This window comes from Micromonospora sp. NPDC007230 (assembly GCF_042869115.1).
Classification (GTDB): domain Bacteria; phylum Actinomycetota; class Actinomycetes; order Mycobacteriales; family Micromonosporaceae; genus Micromonospora.
The window spans coordinates 62,180-79,501 of record NZ_JBIAFE010000023.1 but is presented as its reverse complement, the minus strand read 5'-3'; the positions used below and the strand labels follow the sequence as shown (position 1 = coordinate 79,501).

Genomic DNA, 17,322 nt, shown 5'->3' with positions numbered 1-17,322 from the left:
CCCACCCGGGGCCCCTCTCCGTGTCGTTGGAGGATCCCGACATGAGTGCCCTGTTCACCCCGCTCGCCCTGCGCGGCGTCACCCTGCCCAACCGGGTCGCCATGGCGCCGATGTGCCAGTACAGCGCCGGCCCGGACGGCCTGCCCACCGACTGGCACCGGATCCACCTCGGCTCCCGCGCCGTCGGCGGGGTCGGGCTGATCATCACCGAGGCCACCGCCGTGGTGCCCGAGGGGCGGATCAGCCCCCAGGACACCGGGCTCTGGTCCGGCGCGCACGTCGACGCGTGGCGGCCGATCACCGCGTTCCTCAACGGGCAGGGGGCGGTGCCGGCCGTGCAGCTGGCGCACGCCGGGTTCAAGGCGTCGACGTACCGGCCGTGGGCCGCGCACCGGGGTGGCGTGCCGGACGCCGAGGGCGGCTGGACGCCGGTCGGCCCCGGCAGCGAGCCGTTCCTGCCCGACCACCGGCGGCCGACCGCGCTCGACGAGGCCGGGATAGCCCGGGTGGTCGAGGCGTTCGCCGTCGCCGCCGGGCGGGCGCTGGACGCCGGCTTCCGCGCCGTGGAGATCCACGCCGCGCACGGCTACCTGCTGCACGAGTTCCTCTCCCCGCTGACCAACCGGCGGGACGACGCGTACGGCGGCGACCGGGCCGGCCGGATGCGGCTCACCCTGGAGGTGGCCCGGGCGGTCCGCGCCGCCGTCGGTGCGGCGGTGCCGGTGCTAACCCGGATCTCCGCCACCGACTGGGTGGACGGCGGCTGGACCGTCGAGGACAGCGTGGTGCTCGCCGGCGAGCTGGCCGCCGCCGGGGTGGACCTGGTGGACGCCTCGTCCGGGGGCGCCTCGGCCGGGGCGAGCATCCCGGTCGGCCCCGGCTACCAGGTGCCGCTGGCCGCCCGGATCCGCCGCGACGCGGGCGTGCCCACCGGCGCGGTCGGCCTGATCGTCGAGCCGGAGCAGGCTGAGCAGATCGTCGCCGGCGGCGAGGCCGACCTGGTGCTGCTCGGCCGGGAGCTGCTGCGCGACCCGTACTGGCCCCGCCGCGCCGCCGCCAAGCTCGGCGCCACCCCCGACTGGCCGAACCAGTACACCCGCGCCTTCTGACCCACCCCGGCCAGCCCCGGCCGGGTGCCAGGTCGATCATGAGGTTGGCAGGACGATTCGCCCCTTTCGTCCCGCCAACCTCATGGTCACCGGACACGGCGAACTGGGCGGTCTGGTCAGCCCGCCAGGTGGCCCCAGTCGGTTTCCAGGTCGCGCCACGGCCCCTGCGCCATCACCGCCCCGTCGACCAGCACCACGACGTGGTCCGCTCGGACCAGCGCGGCCCGTTTGGCGGTCGACCCGACCACGGTCACGCCGTGCTCCCGCAGTGCCGCCCAGAGCGCCAGCTCGGTGGTGACGTCCAGCGCGGACGACACGTCGTCGGCGACCAGCAGCTCGGTACGCGGCGCCAACGCCCGGGCCAGCGCCAGCCGCTGGAGCTGCCCGCCGGAGAGCCGGGTGCCCTTGTGCCCGATGAGCAGCCCGAGCCCACCGCCGGCGGCGGCCAGGTCGTGGTCGAGCTGGGCGGTCGACACCGCCTCGGCGGCGTCCACCTGGTGCCCGAGCGCGATGTTGTCGGCCACGGTGCCGGAGAGCACCCGGGGCAGCTGGCCGACGTAGCCGACCTGGTTGGGGCGGAGGAACAGCTCCGGCTCGGTCACCGGCTCGCCGTTCCAGCGCAGCGCGCCGGTGTGGTGGACGATCCCGGCGAGGGCCCGCAGCAGCGACGACTTGCCGGATCCGACCGGCCCGACCACCAGCACCAGCTGTCCCCGGTCGACGGTGAGGTCGACGTCGCGGACGGCGAGGGTGCCGTCGGTGTGCAGCGCGCCGAACCCGGCCAGCTCCAGCCGGCGTAGCGGCCGCCGGGCCGCAGGCAGCGGGGCCGGGGCGGTGCCGGCCGCGATGTCCACGCCCGGCACCGTCGCCGAGTAGGCGGCCACCCCGGCCATCGCCACGGTCCGTCGGGTCCACACCCGTGCCGACGGGTAGTGGGACACCAGCGACGCGGTGGTCCAGGCGAACCAGCGGGCCGCGCCGAGGGTGGAGACGGCCACCAGCACACCGCCGGCGGAGAGGCCGCCGGTCAGGTAGAGCGCCCACGCCCCGATCGGCAGCAGCCCACTGGCCATCGACGGAGTGGACCGCGCCCACACCTGCATGGCGATCTCCCGGCGCTGCCGGTCGCTGCGGACGACGTCCAGCCGGGCGAGGTGGTCCAGCACCGGGCGGGTGGCACCGGCCAGTTTCACCGTACGGGCCGCCGACAGCGAGGACACCAGGGCGGTCGCGAACGCCGCCCGCGCCTTCACCGTGCCCCGGGCGGTGCGTTCCAGCCGGGGGCCGAAAAGCGTCGCGGCCAGGCCGGAGACCACCATGGTGCCCACGAAGAACAGCCCGGGCACCACGCTGCCGGTCACCGCGACCATGCTCACCAGCAGCGCCAGGGCGATGAACTGGTCCATCAGGTTGTCGGCGAGCTGCACCACCCGATCGGTGTCGCCGCCCTGGGCCACCACCTCGGCCGGGGTGTGCCCGCTGACCCGGCGCGGGCCGGTCTGCCCGTGCACCAGACGCGCGCTGATACGCAGCATCTGCCGGACCCACCACTGCGGGAACCGCAGGTTGGTGAGGAACGGCAGGGGCAGGATCACCAGCAGCGCGGCGGCGATGCCGAGCGCCGGCAGCCACGGGTCGCCGCCGTCGACGACGTCCGCCCACAGCCAGGGCAGGATCGAGCCGTCGAGGCCGAGCAGCAGCATGACGACGAACATGGCGACAGAGGCCAGGCCGTAGCGGGGATCGTTCAGGCCCAACCGCAGGATCTCCCGCATGGTCCGTGCGGGCGGTGCGGGTGGCGCCGGCGGCGGGTCGGTCTTCGGTACGGCCACCGGTCGCTCGGCCGGCGCCGGCGCAAGGGGCGCCACCGGTCGCTCGGCCGGCGCCGGCGCGACGGCCGCCGCCGGCTCGTCGTCCCACTCGCCGGCCGGCGCGGGCAGCAGGTCCACCCCACCGCGTCCCGCCGCCGCGGCGGCGTACGCGCCGGCATGGCTGTGTGCCAGCAGTTCGGCGAAGCGTTCCGACTCGCGCAGCGGGCCGGCCTCCAGCACCGCACCGTCACCCATCACCACGACCTCGTCGCAGCGGCGCACCGAGGAGAGCCGGTGCGCGATCACGATGCCGATCCGGCCGGCGAGCAGCCGCTCGGTGGCCTGGCGTACCCGGTTCTCGGTGACCGGGTCGAGCCGGGCGGTGGCCTCGTCGAGGATCACCACCTGCGGGTCCCGGACCAGGATCCGGGCGAACGCCACGAGCTGCTCCTGCCCGGCGGAGAGCGCCTGCCCGCCCTCACCGAGCCTGGTGTGCACCCCGTCGGGCAGCTCGGCGACCCAGCCGTCCAGCCCCAGCTCGCCCAGCGCCCGGGGGGCTTCGTCGAGCAGGTCGGGGTCGAAGAGGGCGACGTTCTCGGCGAGCGTGCCGGCCAGGATCTCGGTGCGCTGCGGCACCACGGCGATCCACTGCCGCAGCCGCTCCACGTCGAGGTCCACCAGGTCGGTGTCGCCGAGGAAGACGGTGCCGCGCGGCACCTCCACCGCCCGGGTGAGCACCTTGGCGAGGGTCGACTTGCCCGACCCGGTCCGCCCCACCAGGGCGTAGGACCGGCCACGGGCGAAGGTGAGTCGCACGTCGCGCAGCGCCGGGCCACGGTCGGCGTCCGAGGTGGCGGGGTAGCGGAAGGTGAGCCCCCGCACGGTGAGGTCGCCCTCCGCGGGGGCGACGCCGCCGGCGGGTTCCTGGCGGGCGTCGGAGAGCAGCTGCACGCGGGCCCACGCGCCGAGCGCGTACTGCAGGTGCGGCACCCAGCGGGCGATGTGCTCGACGGTGGCCCCGAAGGCGAGGGCGAGCAGCCAGATCGCGGTGAGCCGGGTGCCGTCCACCCGGCCGGTGGTGAGCGCCCACGCCCCGGCGAGGACGACGGCGGCGATGCCGGCCCGGATACCCCCGCCGGCGACGGTGGTGACCTTCGCGGACATGAGGAACACCCGCTTGCCGCGGGCCAGCACCTCGGCGGCGCGCCGGGCGTACAGCCGCAGCACGTACGGCTGGGCGAGGCTGGTCCGTACGTCGTCCTGGCCGTGGACGGCCTCCTCCATCACCGCGGCCAGATCGGACCAGGCCTCCTCCTCGGCCATCCGGGCCGGGCCGATGCGGGCGGTCGGCCGGCGCAGCAACACGCCGAGCAGCGCGGTCAGCACCACCATGCCGACCCCGGCGGGCCACCAGACGAAGAGCGCGCTCACCGTGGCCAGCAGGCAGACCGTCAGCCCCTGGGCGAGCCGGACGCCGGTGTTCCGCAGCTCGGAGGCGACCTGGTAGACGTCGTTGTCGATGCGGTCGAGCAGCTCGCCGACCGGGGTGGTCTCCAGGGTGGGCAGGTCCTGCCCGAGGGCCACCCGGCAGAGCCGGCGGCGTACGTCGGCCGACCAGTCCGCGGTGACCCGGGCCATCACCAGCCCGATCACCAGGTCGCTGACGACGACGGCGACCAGCGCGGCGGCCAGCAGCACGAACCAGCCGCTCGACCGCTGCACGAGGACCGGGCCGGCCAGCGCGGAGGCGGCCGCCTGACCGCCGGCGCCGAGGACGGTCAGGAACCCCACGAGGGCCATGCGGCGGGGTGCGGTGGCCCAGAGATCTCGGAGCAGGCGCATGGACAGTCCTCCGGACTCGGGTCGGTGGGGGCGGTACCCCCAGCCTTCCGGCCCGGCCGCGGCCGCTCAAACCATTTACCCGCGGTTCACGCCTGGGCGACCCGGCGGACGATGCCGAGCAGCGCCTCCTGCACGTCCTCGATCGGCCGGTCCGGCTGGAAGACCAGCCAGTCCACGGCCACCACCAGACCCACGCCGAACAGCGCCGAGCTGGCCGTACGCACGTCCAGGTCGGCGGGGAGGTCACCGCTGGCCACGCCGGCCCGTACGGTCTCCGCGATCACCTCGATGGCCTCGCCGCGCAGCAGCCGTAGGGTCTGCTGCCACTCGCGGTTGGTGCGCCACATCTCGGAGAGCAGGAGCTGGGCGAAGGCCCGGTAGCGGCGGATGTACTCCAGCTCGGCGCGGACCAGCGCGGCGAGCGCCTCGCGGGGTGGCAGCCCGGCGACCGCGGCGCGGAAGTCGGCGGTGAGCAGGCCGATGCCGTGCCGCAGCAACTCCTCGAAGAGGACCGTCTTGGACTCGAAGTTGTAGTAGACGGTCCCCTTCGCCACCCCGGCCCGGGCGGCGATGTCGTCCACGGTGGTGGCGGAGAAGCCCTGCTCGGCGATGAGCTCCACCGCCGCCACGAAGAGGCGCTGCCGGGTGTCCTCCCGTCGGCGCGACCGTCCGTCCGTCACTCGCCCTCCCCGTCGACCGGTCCGGTGCGGGCCGCCGGAGCGACCCGCGCCGGGGCCGGGCGCCACCGCCGTACGGCCCATGAGCATCCTCACATGACCAGTTCGGGGTGCAGCTTGGCCGGGGTGAGCCGGCGGGACCGGCGCGCCGCGCCGATGGTGAGCGCCAGCGCGCCCGCACCGAAGGCGACCAGCACCAGCGCCCCGGTGACCACCGGCCCGGCCGGGCCGCCGTTGATGGTGTGCCGCAGGCCGGCCACCACGTGCGTCATCGGCAGCCAGGGGTGGATCGCCTGGAAGAAGCCGGGCGAGGTCTGCACGGGGTAGGTGCCGCCGGAGGAGGTGAGCTGCAGCATCAGCAGGGCCAGCGCGGCGAGCCGGCCGGCCGGGCCGAGCGCCACGCCGAGCAGCTGCATGATCGCGGTGAACGCCAGCGAGGTCAGCGCGAGCAGGCCCAGCGTCGCCATCCGGTGCTGCGGGTCGAGACCCAGCACCAGGGTGACCACGGTGAACAGCACGGCGGACTGGGCCAGACCGATCGCCGCGGCGGGCAGCCAGCCGGCGAGGGCGACCCGCCAGCCGGGCGCCCCGGACATCACGTGCCGCCGGTTGACCGGCCGCAGCAGCATGTACGTGATCATCGCGCCGACCCAGAGCGCCAGGGCCAGGAAGTACGGCGCGAAGCCCACCCCGTACGAGCCGGCCGGATGGTGCGCGGTGCGGAGCAGGCCGACCGGGTCGCCGAGGATGTCGGAGCGGCTGTCCGCGTCGTGGTACCCGGGCAGCTTCCGCTCACCGGCCGCGAGCCCGTCGGCGAGGTCACCGGCGCCGCTCTCCAGCTTGGTCAGCCCGTCGGCGAGCCGGTTGCTGCCGCTGCTGAGCTGGGCCAGACCGCCGTCGAGCTGCCGGGCACCGGTGGCGAGCCGGTAGAGCCCGCCGCGGAGCTGGTCGGCGCCGTCCGTGGCGCTGCCCAGCCCGTCGCGGAGCTTGGCGCTGCCCTCGGCGAGGGTGTTGAGCCCGCTGGCGAGCTGGTCGACCTGGGCGCGGGCGGCGGCGACGTCGTCGGCCAGGTGCGGCGCCGCGGCGGCGACCGCCCGACCGGTCTGCGCGACCTCGGTCATCTGCTTCTTGAGCGCCGTGAGGTCGGTCCGGTCGAGGGCGGACGTCATGGCGCGGGCCGCGGTGACGGCGTTGTCGGCGGCCCGCCGCGCGGCGACGAGGTCGGGGTCGTCGGCCAGCTCGGGGTGCGTCTTGACCACGGCGTCGAGGCGGTCGCGGACCTGCTCGGCCTGGGTCACCACCTCGTCGGCCCGGGCCGGGAGCGCGTCGAGGCCGTCGGCGAGCGCCTGCGCGCCCTCGCCGACCAGGCTGGCGGCCCGCTGGATGTCGGCGGCGTTCCGGCGCAGCAGCGGCTCGTACCGGTCGGCGGCGGCGTCCACCTTGGCCGCGGCGGCGCGGGTCTCGGTGGCCGCCCGGTTGGTGCCGTCGGCGATCTGCGCCGCGCCGGTGTAGAGCTGGTCGAGGCCGCCGGCGAGCTGCTCCGCTCCCCGCAGGGACTGGTTGAGGCCGCCCGCGAGCTGCCCGGCGCCGTCCTCGGCCGTGCCCAGCCCGTCGGCGAGCTGTCCGGCCCCCTGCTGCGAGGCGTCGAGCCCGTCGTGGAGCTTGCCGGCCCCGTCGGCGGCCCGGCCGGTCTCGGCCTTGGCGTCGGTGAAGCCGATCAGCATCCGGTCGAAGTACGACGCCGCGGTGCTCTCCGCGGCGGCGGCCCGGATCTCGCTGAACGCGGAGCGGGCGAGCAGCCCGGACAGGTAGTTGGTGGCGTCGTCGTTGACCACCTTCAGCTCGCCCCGGCGGGCCGGCTGGTCCGGTTCCGGGCTGGCGACGAGGGTGGCGGAGAAGTCGGCGGGGATGGCGAAGAGCAGGTGGTACCGCCCGTCGCGCAGCCCCTCGGTCGCGTCGGCCTGGTCGGTCACCGTCCAGCCGAAGACCTTCCGGTCCAGCAGCTCGTCGGTGAGGTCCCGCCCGGCGTGCACCTCGCTGCCGTCGCCGGCCTTCGCCGGCCGGTCGGCGTTGACCAGGGCGACCGGGATCCGGTCGAGGTTCCCGTACGGGTCCCAGAAGGCGTAGAGGTAGAGCGCCCCGTAGAGCAGCGGGATGACGGTGAGGACGGCGAGCGCGGCGCGCGGCAGCCGGCCCCGGGTCATCCGGCGCAACTCGAAGAGCGCGAGTCGAACGACACTCATGCCGGCACTCCGCTGCGCCGAACGGTCCGAGCCCCGGCCGCATCGGCAAATCCCGCAGCATCGATACGGCCCCGGCCGGGGGTCGGACTGTGAGCAGTGCCGCCATGAGGCACCACCACACTGAACCTGCTGATTCGCTCGCTGCGCTCGCTCATGCCGGCACTCCGCTCCGCTCCGTGCCGCCATGAGGCACCACCACACTGAACCTGCTGATTCGCTCGCTGCGCTCGCTCATGCCGGCACCTCGGCGGTCTGGTCCCGGTCGGCCGCGACGCGCGGCGCGACCAGGGCGGGGGTGGGGAGGGACGGGTCGCCGATCCGGTGCACGATCGCGGTGGCGCCCGGCTCGACGGCCCGGGCGCTGGCGATCACCGCGTACCCCTGGTCCGCGAGGCGGGCCAGGGCGGCCCAGATCCACTCCCGCTCTGGGGCGTCGGAGCCGGCGTCCACGTCGTCGGCGACGATCAGGCTCGGGCCGCTGAGGCTGGCCAGCACCAGCCCGAGCACCTGACGCTCGACGGGGGTGAGGTCCCGGCCGTACCGGTCGGGGTCGAGCGGAGCGTCGGTGAGGCCGGCGCCGGCGATCGCGGCGGCGAAGGCGTCCCGGCGGTACGCCCGGCGGGCCCGCACGGCGGCGACCGGGACGAGTTGCCGGCGGCGGCGCGGCACCGGCCCGAGCAGCAGCAGCCGCTCCTGGATGTGCTCGGCCACGGTCAGCGTCGGGTCGGGTTCGTGCACGCCGACGACCTGCCCGAGCGCCGCCCGCCCTCGGCGGCGCAGTTCCCCGTCGGTGTACGGGAAGCGCCCGGCCAGGGTGAGCAGCAGGGAGGTACGCCCGCTGCCCGGCGGGCCGGTCACCGCGTGCAGCTCGCCCGCCTCGGCGGTGAGGTCCACGTCCCGGTACACCCAGCCGCGGCGGGTCCGCAGCCCGAGCCCGCCGGCCTCGACGATCTTCATCGTCCCGTCCTGAAATCTAAACTGACTGGTCAGTGCAAAAACATGCCCAGCATAACGCCGGCTGTCCGGTTCGGCGCATTCGGCGCGGCGTGATCCCGGCCATGCCGCAGTCAGCAGGAGACCGCCGTGCCGAGGCGTGGAAAGGACCGCTCAGAAGAGGACGGTGGCGAGGGTGCCCACCGGGCGGAAGCCGCAGCGCTCGTAGACCCGCCGGGCGGGCAGGTTGAAGTCGTTGACGTAGAGGCTGACCGTCGGGGCGACCCGGATCAGCGCGTCCCGTACCACCGCCGCCATGGCCGCCGTGGCGATGCCCCGGCCCCGCCACTCCGGCGCCACCCAGACCCCCTGCACCTGGGCGGTCCGCCTGGTGACCACGGCCAACTCGGCCTTGAAGATCACCTTGCCGTCCGCGAAACGGGCATAGGCGCGGCCCGCGCGGACCAGGTCGGCCACCCGCCGCCGGTAGCCGCGCCCGCCGTCCTCGGCCAGCGGCGAGACGCCGACCTCCTCGGTGTACATCGCCACGGCCGCCGGGAAGAGCCGATCGACCTCACCGCTGCGCACCCGGCGCACCTCCGGGTCGGCCGCCACCGCCGGCAGGGCGTCCGTGGCCAGCAGCGGCTGGTTCGGGCGTACGTCCCGGGCCGGCCCCCAGTACGCGGAGAGGCGATCCCAGAGCCCGAGCACCGCGTCGGCGCGCCCGACGATCGAGGAGCAGAGCCGCTCCTCGGTGCTCAACTGGTCGGCGAAGGCCGCCACCGCCGGCGCCGTGGCGAGCACCGGCGTCAGGTTGCCACCCAGCCAGCAGATCGACTCCAGGTGGCGGCGGGAGCCGTAGCCCAGGATCCGCCCCTCGGCCCGCCACCAGGCCAGCCCGCGGGCCGCCACCCGCTCGGCGACCTGCGCGCCGGCATAGGGGTCGAGGTCCAGCAGCCGCTCGACCGCGCGGCGCTCCGACTCCCCCAGTTGGCGTACCGGCACCGTCAGCACGGATACCAGCCTGCCAGATGCACCCCAGCGCGCGCGGGCTGACCTGCGGACCGCGACGGGATGTCCGGCCCCGGATCGCCGAGCGGCGACTCAGCCGACCGGCGGCCCCGGCGAGCTGCCGCCCCGGTGACCTGCGGCGCAGCCGGCCGCCGGTTCGGCGGAGGGGCGGAAAACCGAGCGGCGGCTCAGCCAGGCGGCAGCGGTGCGGCAACCGGCTCAGCCCAGCGGGAGCGGTGCCGCGACCGGGCTCAGGCCAACCCGGACCGGCGCGACCGCCGGCCGACCCCGAACCGCCGCAGCCGCCAGCTCACCCGACCGGGACCGCCGCAGTCGCCGGCTCGACCGGCCGGGTCCGCCCGGCCCAGGCCACCACCGGCGGCACCAGCACGCCTAGCAGCAGGAACAGGCCGCCGAGCAGCAACCAGCCCGGTACGCCCCAGCCGACGGCCAGGGTGGTCACCACCACCGGCGCCACCATCGAACCGAGCTGCATGCCCATCCCGTACGCGCCCTGGTACTGGCCCTGCGCGTGCGCCGGGGCGAGGCCGAACGAGATGCCCCAGCCGGCCGCGGCGTGCCACAACTCGCCCACCACGTGCACCAGCGCCCCGCCGAGCAACAGCGGCACGGCGACGGCGGTGGGTACGCCGCCACTGGCCCCGAAGAGCACGCAGGCGACCGCGATGACCGCGCCGGCGCGCCGGGCGGCCCGGCCGGCGCCGGTCAGCTCCTCGGTACCGCGCGAGGCGCGGACCTGGAAGAGCACCACGACCACGGTGTTGACCAGCAGGCATGCCGAGATGAGCCAGCGCGGGGCGCTGGTGTGCCCGGCGATCCACAGCGGCAGGGCGATGTTGATCAGGCCGAAGTGCATCGACATCAGCCCGTCGAGCACGGTGAAGGCGAGGAACGGGCGGTCCCGCAGGGCGATCAGCCGTGGCCCGTGTGCCGGCGCCGGCACCGGCGGCACGGGTGGCAGCCGGAGCAGCACCGCGGCGGCCACCAGGTAGGTGGCGCAGTCGAGCAGGATCAGCGACACGTAGGCGCTCCGGGTGTCGGCGGCCAGGGCGAAGCCGGCCAGCACGGTGCCGACCGAGATCCCGACGTTGGTGACCGCGCGCAGGTAGGCCCGGGTGCGCACCCGCTGGTCCGGGGGCACCGCGCCGGCGATCAGCGCACCCCGGGCACCCCGGGTGGCCGAGTCGGCGACCGCCATCAGCACCCCGACCACCAGGAAGCCGGCGAAGGAGCGGACGGCCACCAGGGCGGCGGTGAACCCGGCGGAGGCGAGCAGCGCGGCGATCTGGAGGCCGCGCGGGCCGAGCCGGTCGGCCAGGTAGCCCATCGGGGTGCTGGCGACCAGGCTCACCAGCGCGGTGATGGTGAGGCCGACGCCGACCTGGGCCACCGTGAGCCCGACCGAACGGGTCAGGAAGAGGGCGCTGGCGGCCAGCCAGGTGCCCCGGCCGACGGTGTTGACCAGGGTGGAGAGGGCGAGCGTCCGGGCCGGACCCGGTTCGGGAAGCAGGCGCACGTCGGGCAGCTTAACAAGACGTACGTACGGTTTTACACTTCGCCATCGAAACGTCTTGTCGGCGATGCATTGCCGATATATCGTCGACGCATCAGTGATACGACGACAGAAGGAGAGCCCGATGGGTTTCCATCGACGGATGCACGCCATGCACGAGATGCGGATGCGCGGCTTCGGCTTCCCGCCCGTACCCCCCGGTCCGCCGTTCCCGCCCGGGCCGCACGGCCACGGGCATGGCCGCGGCGGGCGCGGCCGCGGTCGGGGCCGCCGGCCCAACGTGCGCGGCGCCGTGCTGGCCCTGCTCACCGAGCGGCCGATGCACGGCTACGAGATGATCCAGGAGATCGACTCCCGGACCGGCGGCGCCTGGCGGCCCAGCCCCGGTTCGATCTACCCCACCCTGCAGCTGCTGGAGGACGAGGGTGTGATCACCGCCGCCGCCGACTCCGACGGTGGCCGGAAGCGGTTCGCCCTCACCGAGCAGGGGCGGGAGGAGGCGGCCACGGCGGCCCAGACCCCACCCTGGGCGGAGTTCGCCGAGACGACCGTCAACAGCTGGCACGACATCCGCGACGCTGGCGCGCAGGCGATGCACGCGCTGCGCCAGGTGATGATGACCGGCACCGACGACCAGCGGGAACGCGCCGCGCAGGTGCTCGACGAGACCCGCCGCAAGCTGTACGCCATCCTCGCCGAATCCGAGTGAGCACGGCCGGCACACCGGCCGGGGCGGCCAGGACCCGACCACCCCGGCCGGCGCCGGCGTCCGGTCAGCCGCGCCGGCGCGCGGTGACCAGCAGGTACTCCCACCGCATCACCCCGGCCTCGAAGTGCCGCCGCGCCAGGTCGGCGAGGTCCTGGTCCAGTGCGGCGACCCGGTCGGGGTCGCCGGCGATCGCCCGGTAGACCGCGATCGTCGGTCCGTAGTGGGCCTTGAAGAAGTCCCGGAACGCCTCCGGGCCGGCGAACCGGTCCACCGTGACCGCCTGACGGCGGGTGACGACGTCGGTGACCCGGTCCCCGAGCAGCGCGCGGACGTGGTCCTCGCTCCCCCACAGCGGCGGGGGCTGCGCGCCCGGCGGTGGCGGTGGGGCGTACGGCTTCATGGTGGCGAACATCTGCCCGATGAACCCCTCGGGCGTCCAGTTGACCAGGCCGATCGTGCCACCCGGGCGACAGACCCGGACCAGTTCGTCGGCGCCGGCCTGGTGCCGGGGCGCGAACATCACGCCCACGCAGGACAGGACCCGGTCGAACTCGCCGTCGGCGTACGGGAGCGCCTCGGCGTCGGCCTGCTGCCAGGTCAGCTCGGCGCCGCGCGCCGCGGCGAGCGTCCGCCCGATCTCCAGCAGCTCAGGCGTCAGGTCGCTGGCGACCACGTCGGCCCCGGCCAGCGCCGCCGGAATGGCCGCGTTGCCGGTCCCGGCGGCGACGTCCAGCACCCGGTCGCCGGGGCCGACGCCGGCCGCCTGGATCAGGGTCGCCCCTAGCTCCGGGATGACCTCCGCGGCGACGGTGGCGTAGCTGCCGAGCGCCCACATCTGGCGGTGCCCGGCCTTCACGGCCCGATCCCGCTCCATCGACTCGATCATCGCTGCTCCTCTGCCTCGTCCTTCACCACGGACGGTAGGCAGCGAGCAACCGGCAACCTAGTACGAGATGTGTACCGGTCCCGACAGGTTCCTGGTCCGGCCGGCGGCACCGGCGTAGCGTGCCGGCCATGGGGGCCTCCTACCACCAGTTCTGCCCCGTCGCGAAGGCCATGGAGCTGCTCGACGAGCGGTGGACGCTGCTCGTGATCCGGGAGTTGGTGAGCGGGTCCGAGCGGTTCAACGAGGTGCGCCGCGGCCTGCCCCGGATGTCGCCCAGCCTGCTGTCCCGGCGACTGCACCAGCTCGTCCGGGCCGGCGTCGTGGAGCGGCACGTCGAGGGCCCCGACGTGCGGTACGTCCCGACCCAGGCGGGGCGGGAGCTGCGGCCGGTGCTCGAGGCGCTCGGCGCGTGGGGCGTCCGCTGGATCGGTGAGCTGGGTGACGCGGACCTGGACCCGAAGCTGCTGCTGTGGGACATGCACCGCCACGTCGACCACGGCGCCGTCCCGGACGGGCGGACCGTCGTCCAGTTCCGCTTCCACGACGTGCCGGCCGACCTGCGGGACTGGTGGCTCGTCATCACTGCCGGGGAGGCCGACGTCTGCGACGTGGACCCGGGCCACGAGGTTTCCGTGACGGTGCGCGCGAGCCTGCGTGGCCTGGTGCAGGTCTGGCTCGGCGACCTGAGCTGGCCGGAGGCGCTGCGCGGCGGCGCGGTGCAGGTGGCCGGCCCGGAGGCGCTCCGCCGGGCCCTGCCCCGGTGGTTCACCCTCTCCGAGTTCGCCGCCGTGCCCAGGCCGACGGTGCGGGCCTGACCCCGGACCGGCCGGAAACGACACGTGCGGCTGCCCCCGGCGGGGACAGCCGCACGTCGTGGCGGATCCGCGCTCAGTGCACGGTGACGGTGGCTCCGGGGACCAGGTCGCGGAGCTCCTCGGGGATCTCGGCGCCCATCTCGGCGGCGAGCCGGAGCGCCTCCTCGATCAGGGTCTCCACGATCTGCCCCTCGGGGACGGTCTTGATGACCTGGCCCTTCACGAAGATCTGGCCCTTGCCGTTGCCGGAGGCGACGCCGAGGTCGGCCTCCCGGGCCTCGCCCGGGCCGTTCACCACGCAGCCCATGACGGCGACGCGCAGCGGCACCGGAAGCCCCTCCAGGCCGGCGGTGACCTCCTCGGCCAGCTTGTAGACGTCCACCTGGGCCCGCCCGCAGGACGGGCAGGAGACGATCTCCAGGCCCCGCTCGCGCAGGCCCAGCGACTCCAGGATCGCGGTGCCGACCTTGATCTCCTCGACCGGCGGGGCGGAGAGGGAGACCCGGATGGTGTCGCCGATCCCCTCGGCCAGCAGCGCGCCGAAGGCGACCGCCGACTTGATGGTGCCCTGGAACGCGGGGCCGGCCTCGGTGACACCCAGGTGCAGCGGGTAGTCGCACTTCTCGGCGAGCTGCCGGTACGCGCGGATCATCACCACCGGGTCGTTGTGCTTGACCGAGATCTTGATGTCCCGGAAGCCGTGCTCCTCGAAGAGCGAGCACTCCCAGAGCGCCGACTCGACCAGCGCCTCGGCGGTGGCCTTGCCGTACTTGGCCAGCAGCCGCTTGTCCAGCGAGCCGGCGTTCACGCCGATCCGGATCGGCACGCCCGCGTCGCCGGCGGCCTTGGCGATCTCCTTGACCTTGTCGTCGAACTGCCGGATGTTGCCCGGGTTCACCCGGACCGCCGCGCAGCCGGCGTCGATCGCGGCGAACACGTACTTCGGCTGGAAGTGGATGTCGGCGATCACCGGGATCTGCGACTTCTTCGCGATCGCCGGCAGCGCCTCCACGTCGTCCTGCGAGGGCACGGCGACCCGGACGATCTGGCAGCCGGACGCGGTGAGCTCGGCGATCTGCTGCAGCGTCGCGTTGATGTCGGCGGTCAGGGTGGTGGTCATCGACTGCACCGAGACCGGCGCGCCCCCACCGACCGGCACCGAGCCGACCATGATCTGGCGGCTGGCCCGGCGCGGGGCGAGCGGCGGCGGCGGTACGGGCGGCATACCGAGACTGACAGCGGTCACTTCAGGCACTCACCTTGAGAAGAGCGTGATCGGGTTGATGACGTCCGCGGTGACGGTCAGCAGCGTGAACGCGCCACCGATGAGGATCACCGCGTACGTGATGGGCATGAGCTTGAGGTAGTCGACGCGACCCGGGTCCGGGCGGCGCAGGCGTGCGTAGAGCCAGGACCGGACCCGCTCGAACCAGGCGATCGCGATGTGCCCGCCGTCCAGCGGGAGCAGCGGCAGCAGGTTGAACACCCCGATGAAGAAGTTCAGCGAGACGAAGAGCATGAAGAACCCGTACCAGGCGTCGTTCGCCACGAACTCGCCACCGAGTCGGCTGGCGCCGACCACGCTGATCGGGGTGTCCATGTCCCGCTCGCCGCCGGTGATCGCCGTCCACAGGGCGGGCACCTTCTGCGGGATCCGCTGCATGGCGTGCGCGGTCTGCACCGCCATGGTGCCGGTGAAGTCGGCGGTGGCGCCGATCGCGGCGACCGGACCGTACTCGATCCGGGCCGGCGTGGTGGGCCGGAGCCCGACGCCGAGCGCGGCGACCGACGAGATGGCACCCTTCGGGTCACCGAGCGGCGGGCGCTGCACGGCCGCGAGGTCGACGGTGGCGGTGGCCGGCTTGCCGTCTCGGAGGTAGTCGACGGTGGCCGTGCCCGGCTTGGTGGCGCGGACCACGTCGAGCATGTCGCCCCAGGTGGAGACCGGCTTGCCGTTGACCGCGGTGATCCGGTCGCCGTCCTTGAGCTGGGCCTTCGCGGCCGGGCTGGCCGGGTCGCCGGCCTGGCAGGCGCGGTTGGCGTTCTCCACCACCACGCACGGGGCCAGGGCGATGACCGCCGGTTCGGCCTTGAAGCCCGCCTCGGTCGTCGGGGCCTTGGGGTTGGGCAGGCCGACAGAGATCGCCATGACCCAGAGCGCGCCCAGGGCCAGGGCGAAGTGGGTGATGGAGCCGGCGGACATCACGATCGTCCGCTTCCAGACCGGGTACCGCCACATGGCGCGCGGCTGGTCGGCCGGCTCGACGTCGTCGTCCTGCGGGGTCATCCCGACGATCTTGCAGAAGCCGCCGAGCGGGATGCCCTTGATGCCGTACTCGGTCTCGCCCCGCCGGAACGACCACAGCGTCGGGCCGAAGCCCACGAAGTATCGGGTGACCTTCATCCCGAACGCCTTGGCGGTGAGCATGTGCCCCGCCTCGTGCAGGCTCACCGAGACGAGGATGAACACGGCGAAGAGCACCACCCCGAGCAGGTTTGCCATCAAGCTCCTTCCACCGACCCGAAGATGATCTTCTGGGCGTACCCCCGTGCCCACGACTCGGCGGCGAGCACGTCCTCGACGGTACCCGGTTCGTCGAATTCCGGAGCGTCCTCCAGCACACGCTGGAGGGTGTCGACGATGCCGAGGAACGGCAGCCGCCCGGCGACGAACGCCGCCACGCACTCCTCGTTCGCCGCGTTGTAGATCGCCGGGCGGCAGCGCCCGGCCTCCCCGGCCGCCTTCGCCAGGGCGACCGCCGGGAAGGCGGCGTCGTCGAGGGGGAAGAACTCCCAGCTGTGCGCCCTGGTCCAGTCGACCGCGGCGGCGGCCTCGGGCACCCGGTCGGGCCAGCCGAGGCCGAGCGCGATGGGCAGCCGCATGTCCGGCGGGCTGGCCTGGGCGAGGGTGGAGCCGTCGGTGAACTCGACCATCGAGTGGATCACCGACTGGGGGTGGACCATCACCTCGATGTCGGCGTACGGCACGTCGAACAGCTCGTGCGCCTCGATCACCTCGAGGGCCTTGTTGACCATGGTGGCGGAGTTGATCGTGACCACCGGGCCCATGTTCCAGGTCGGGTGGGCCAGGGCCTGCTCCGGCGTGACCTCGGTGAGCTCGTCCCGCCGCCGGCCCCGGAACGGCCCGCCGCTGGCGGTCACCACGAGCCGGCGTACCTCGCCCCGGGTGCCGCCGCGCAGGCACTGCGCCAGCGCCGAGTGCTCCGAGTCCACCGGGACGATCTGCCCCGGCCGCCGCACCGCGGCCTTCACCAGGGGGCCGCCGGCCACCAGCGACTCCTTGTTGGCGAGCGCGAGGGTACGCCCGGCGCGCAGCGCGGCCAGGGTCGGCGCCAGCCCGAGCGAGCCGACCACCCCGTTGAGCACCACGTCGCACGGCCACCCGGCCAGCTCGGTCATCGCGTCCGGCCCGGCCACGATCTTGGGCAGCTTGAAGTCGCCGGTGGCCCAGCCACGCCGGCTCGCCTCTGAATAGAAGGCGAGCTGGAGGTCCTGGGCGGCGGAGGCCTTCGCCACGCCGACCACCTCGACGCCCAACTCCAGGGCCTGCGCGGCGAGCAGGTCCACGTTGCCGCCACCGGCGCCGAGCGCCACCACCCGGAACCGGTCCGGGTTACGTCGGATGATGTCGATGGCCTGGGTACCGATCGAGCCGGTCGAGCCGAGCAGGACAAGTTCGCGGAGAGAACTCACCCGCCCATTCTTCCCCAGCGCCGCTGAGCGTCCGCTGG

13 protein-coding genes are annotated in these 17,322 nt (G+C 74.3%); 3 read left to right on the top strand and 10 right to left on the bottom strand.

Annotation, left to right across the window (positions count from 1 at the left end; translation table 11 throughout):
* Positions 1-41: 41 nt before the first annotated feature.
* The gene (locus tag ACFYML_RS27550; RefSeq protein WP_387423388.1) at positions 42-1,109 is read left to right on the top strand and encodes an NADH:flavin oxidoreductase/NADH oxidase; all 1,068 of its coding nucleotides are present in this window, start codon (positions 42-44) and stop codon (positions 1,107-1,109) included.
* A 116-nt stretch (positions 1,110-1,225) separates the two neighbouring features.
* Here the strand turns inward: ACFYML_RS27550 and ACFYML_RS27545 are convergent, their stop codons facing one another.
* The 6 genes from ACFYML_RS27545 to ACFYML_RS27520 all read right to left on the bottom strand — a co-directional run bounded on the left by ACFYML_RS27545 (position 1,226) and on the right by ACFYML_RS27520 (position 11,163).
* Positions 1,226-4,762: an ATP-binding cassette domain-containing protein gene (locus ACFYML_RS27545; protein ID WP_387423387.1), complete on the bottom strand. Its 3,537-nt coding sequence runs from the start codon at positions 4,760-4,762 to the stop codon at positions 1,226-1,228.
* Positions 4,763-4,848: 86 nt separating this feature from the next.
* Entirely contained in the window at positions 4,849-5,442 is a 594-nt protein-coding gene (locus ACFYML_RS27540) for a TetR/AcrR family transcriptional regulator (RefSeq protein WP_387423386.1), read from the bottom strand.
* Between the two features lie 89 nt (positions 5,443-5,531).
* Positions 5,532-7,682, bottom strand: coding sequence for a YhgE/Pip family protein (locus ACFYML_RS27535; protein WP_387423385.1), 2,151 nt, complete (start codon positions 7,680-7,682; stop codon positions 5,532-5,534).
* 231 nt (positions 7,683-7,913) lie between these two features.
* On the bottom strand, positions 7,914-8,639 hold the full coding sequence (locus ACFYML_RS27530; RefSeq protein ID WP_387423384.1) for an ATP-binding cassette domain-containing protein: 726 nt from the start codon (positions 8,637-8,639) through the stop codon (positions 7,914-7,916).
* 150 nt (positions 8,640-8,789) lie between these two features.
* On the bottom strand, positions 8,790-9,629 hold the full coding sequence (locus ACFYML_RS27525; protein ID WP_357433623.1) for a GNAT family N-acetyltransferase: 840 nt from the start codon (positions 9,627-9,629) through the stop codon (positions 8,790-8,792).
* A gap of 307 nt (positions 9,630-9,936) precedes the next feature.
* Entirely contained in the window at positions 9,937-11,163 is a 1,227-nt protein-coding gene (locus ACFYML_RS27520) for an MFS transporter (RefSeq protein ID WP_387423383.1), read from the bottom strand.
* Positions 11,164-11,284: 121 nt separating this feature from the next.
* On the opposite strand from ACFYML_RS27520, the gene ACFYML_RS27515 reads away from it, so the two are divergent.
* Positions 11,285-11,869 (top strand): PadR family transcriptional regulator, encoded by a 585-nt coding sequence (locus ACFYML_RS27515; protein ID WP_073832556.1) that lies wholly within the window; start codon positions 11,285-11,287, stop codon positions 11,867-11,869.
* 64 nt (positions 11,870-11,933) lie between these two features.
* On the opposite strand, the gene ACFYML_RS27510 is transcribed toward ACFYML_RS27515, so the two are convergent.
* Positions 11,934-12,755 carry a class I SAM-dependent methyltransferase gene (locus tag ACFYML_RS27510; protein WP_387423382.1) on the bottom strand — a complete coding sequence of 274 codons (822 nt, stop codon included), beginning with the start codon at positions 12,753-12,755 and terminating at the stop codon, positions 11,934-11,936.
* Positions 12,756-12,883: 128 nt separating this feature from the next.
* Between ACFYML_RS27510 and ACFYML_RS27505 the strand changes: the two genes are divergently transcribed.
* Positions 12,884-13,570 (top strand): winged helix-turn-helix transcriptional regulator, encoded by a 687-nt coding sequence (locus tag ACFYML_RS27505; RefSeq protein ID WP_387423381.1) that lies wholly within the window; start codon positions 12,884-12,886, stop codon positions 13,568-13,570.
* 73 nt (positions 13,571-13,643) lie between these two features.
* On the opposite strand, the gene ispG is transcribed toward ACFYML_RS27505, so the two are convergent.
* The 3 genes from ispG to dxr are packed head-to-tail and all read right to left on the bottom strand — an operon-like array spanning position 13,644 to position 17,284.
* Positions 13,644-14,816 (bottom strand): flavodoxin-dependent (E)-4-hydroxy-3-methylbut-2-enyl-diphosphate synthase, encoded by a 1,173-nt coding sequence (gene ispG, locus ACFYML_RS27500; RefSeq protein ID WP_387423380.1) that lies wholly within the window; start codon positions 14,814-14,816, stop codon positions 13,644-13,646.
* A gap of 9 nt (positions 14,817-14,825) precedes the next feature.
* Entirely contained in the window at positions 14,826-16,073 is a 1,248-nt protein-coding gene (locus ACFYML_RS27495; protein ID WP_387423379.1) for a M50 family metallopeptidase, read from the bottom strand.
* Complete coding sequence (gene dxr / locus ACFYML_RS27490; RefSeq protein ID WP_387423378.1) at positions 16,073-17,284, bottom strand: 1-deoxy-D-xylulose-5-phosphate reductoisomerase; 1,212 nt, start codon at positions 17,282-17,284, stop codon at positions 16,073-16,075. The genes ACFYML_RS27495 and dxr overlap by 1 nt, the downstream gene beginning before the upstream one ends.
* Positions 17,285-17,322: the final 38 nt, after the last annotated feature.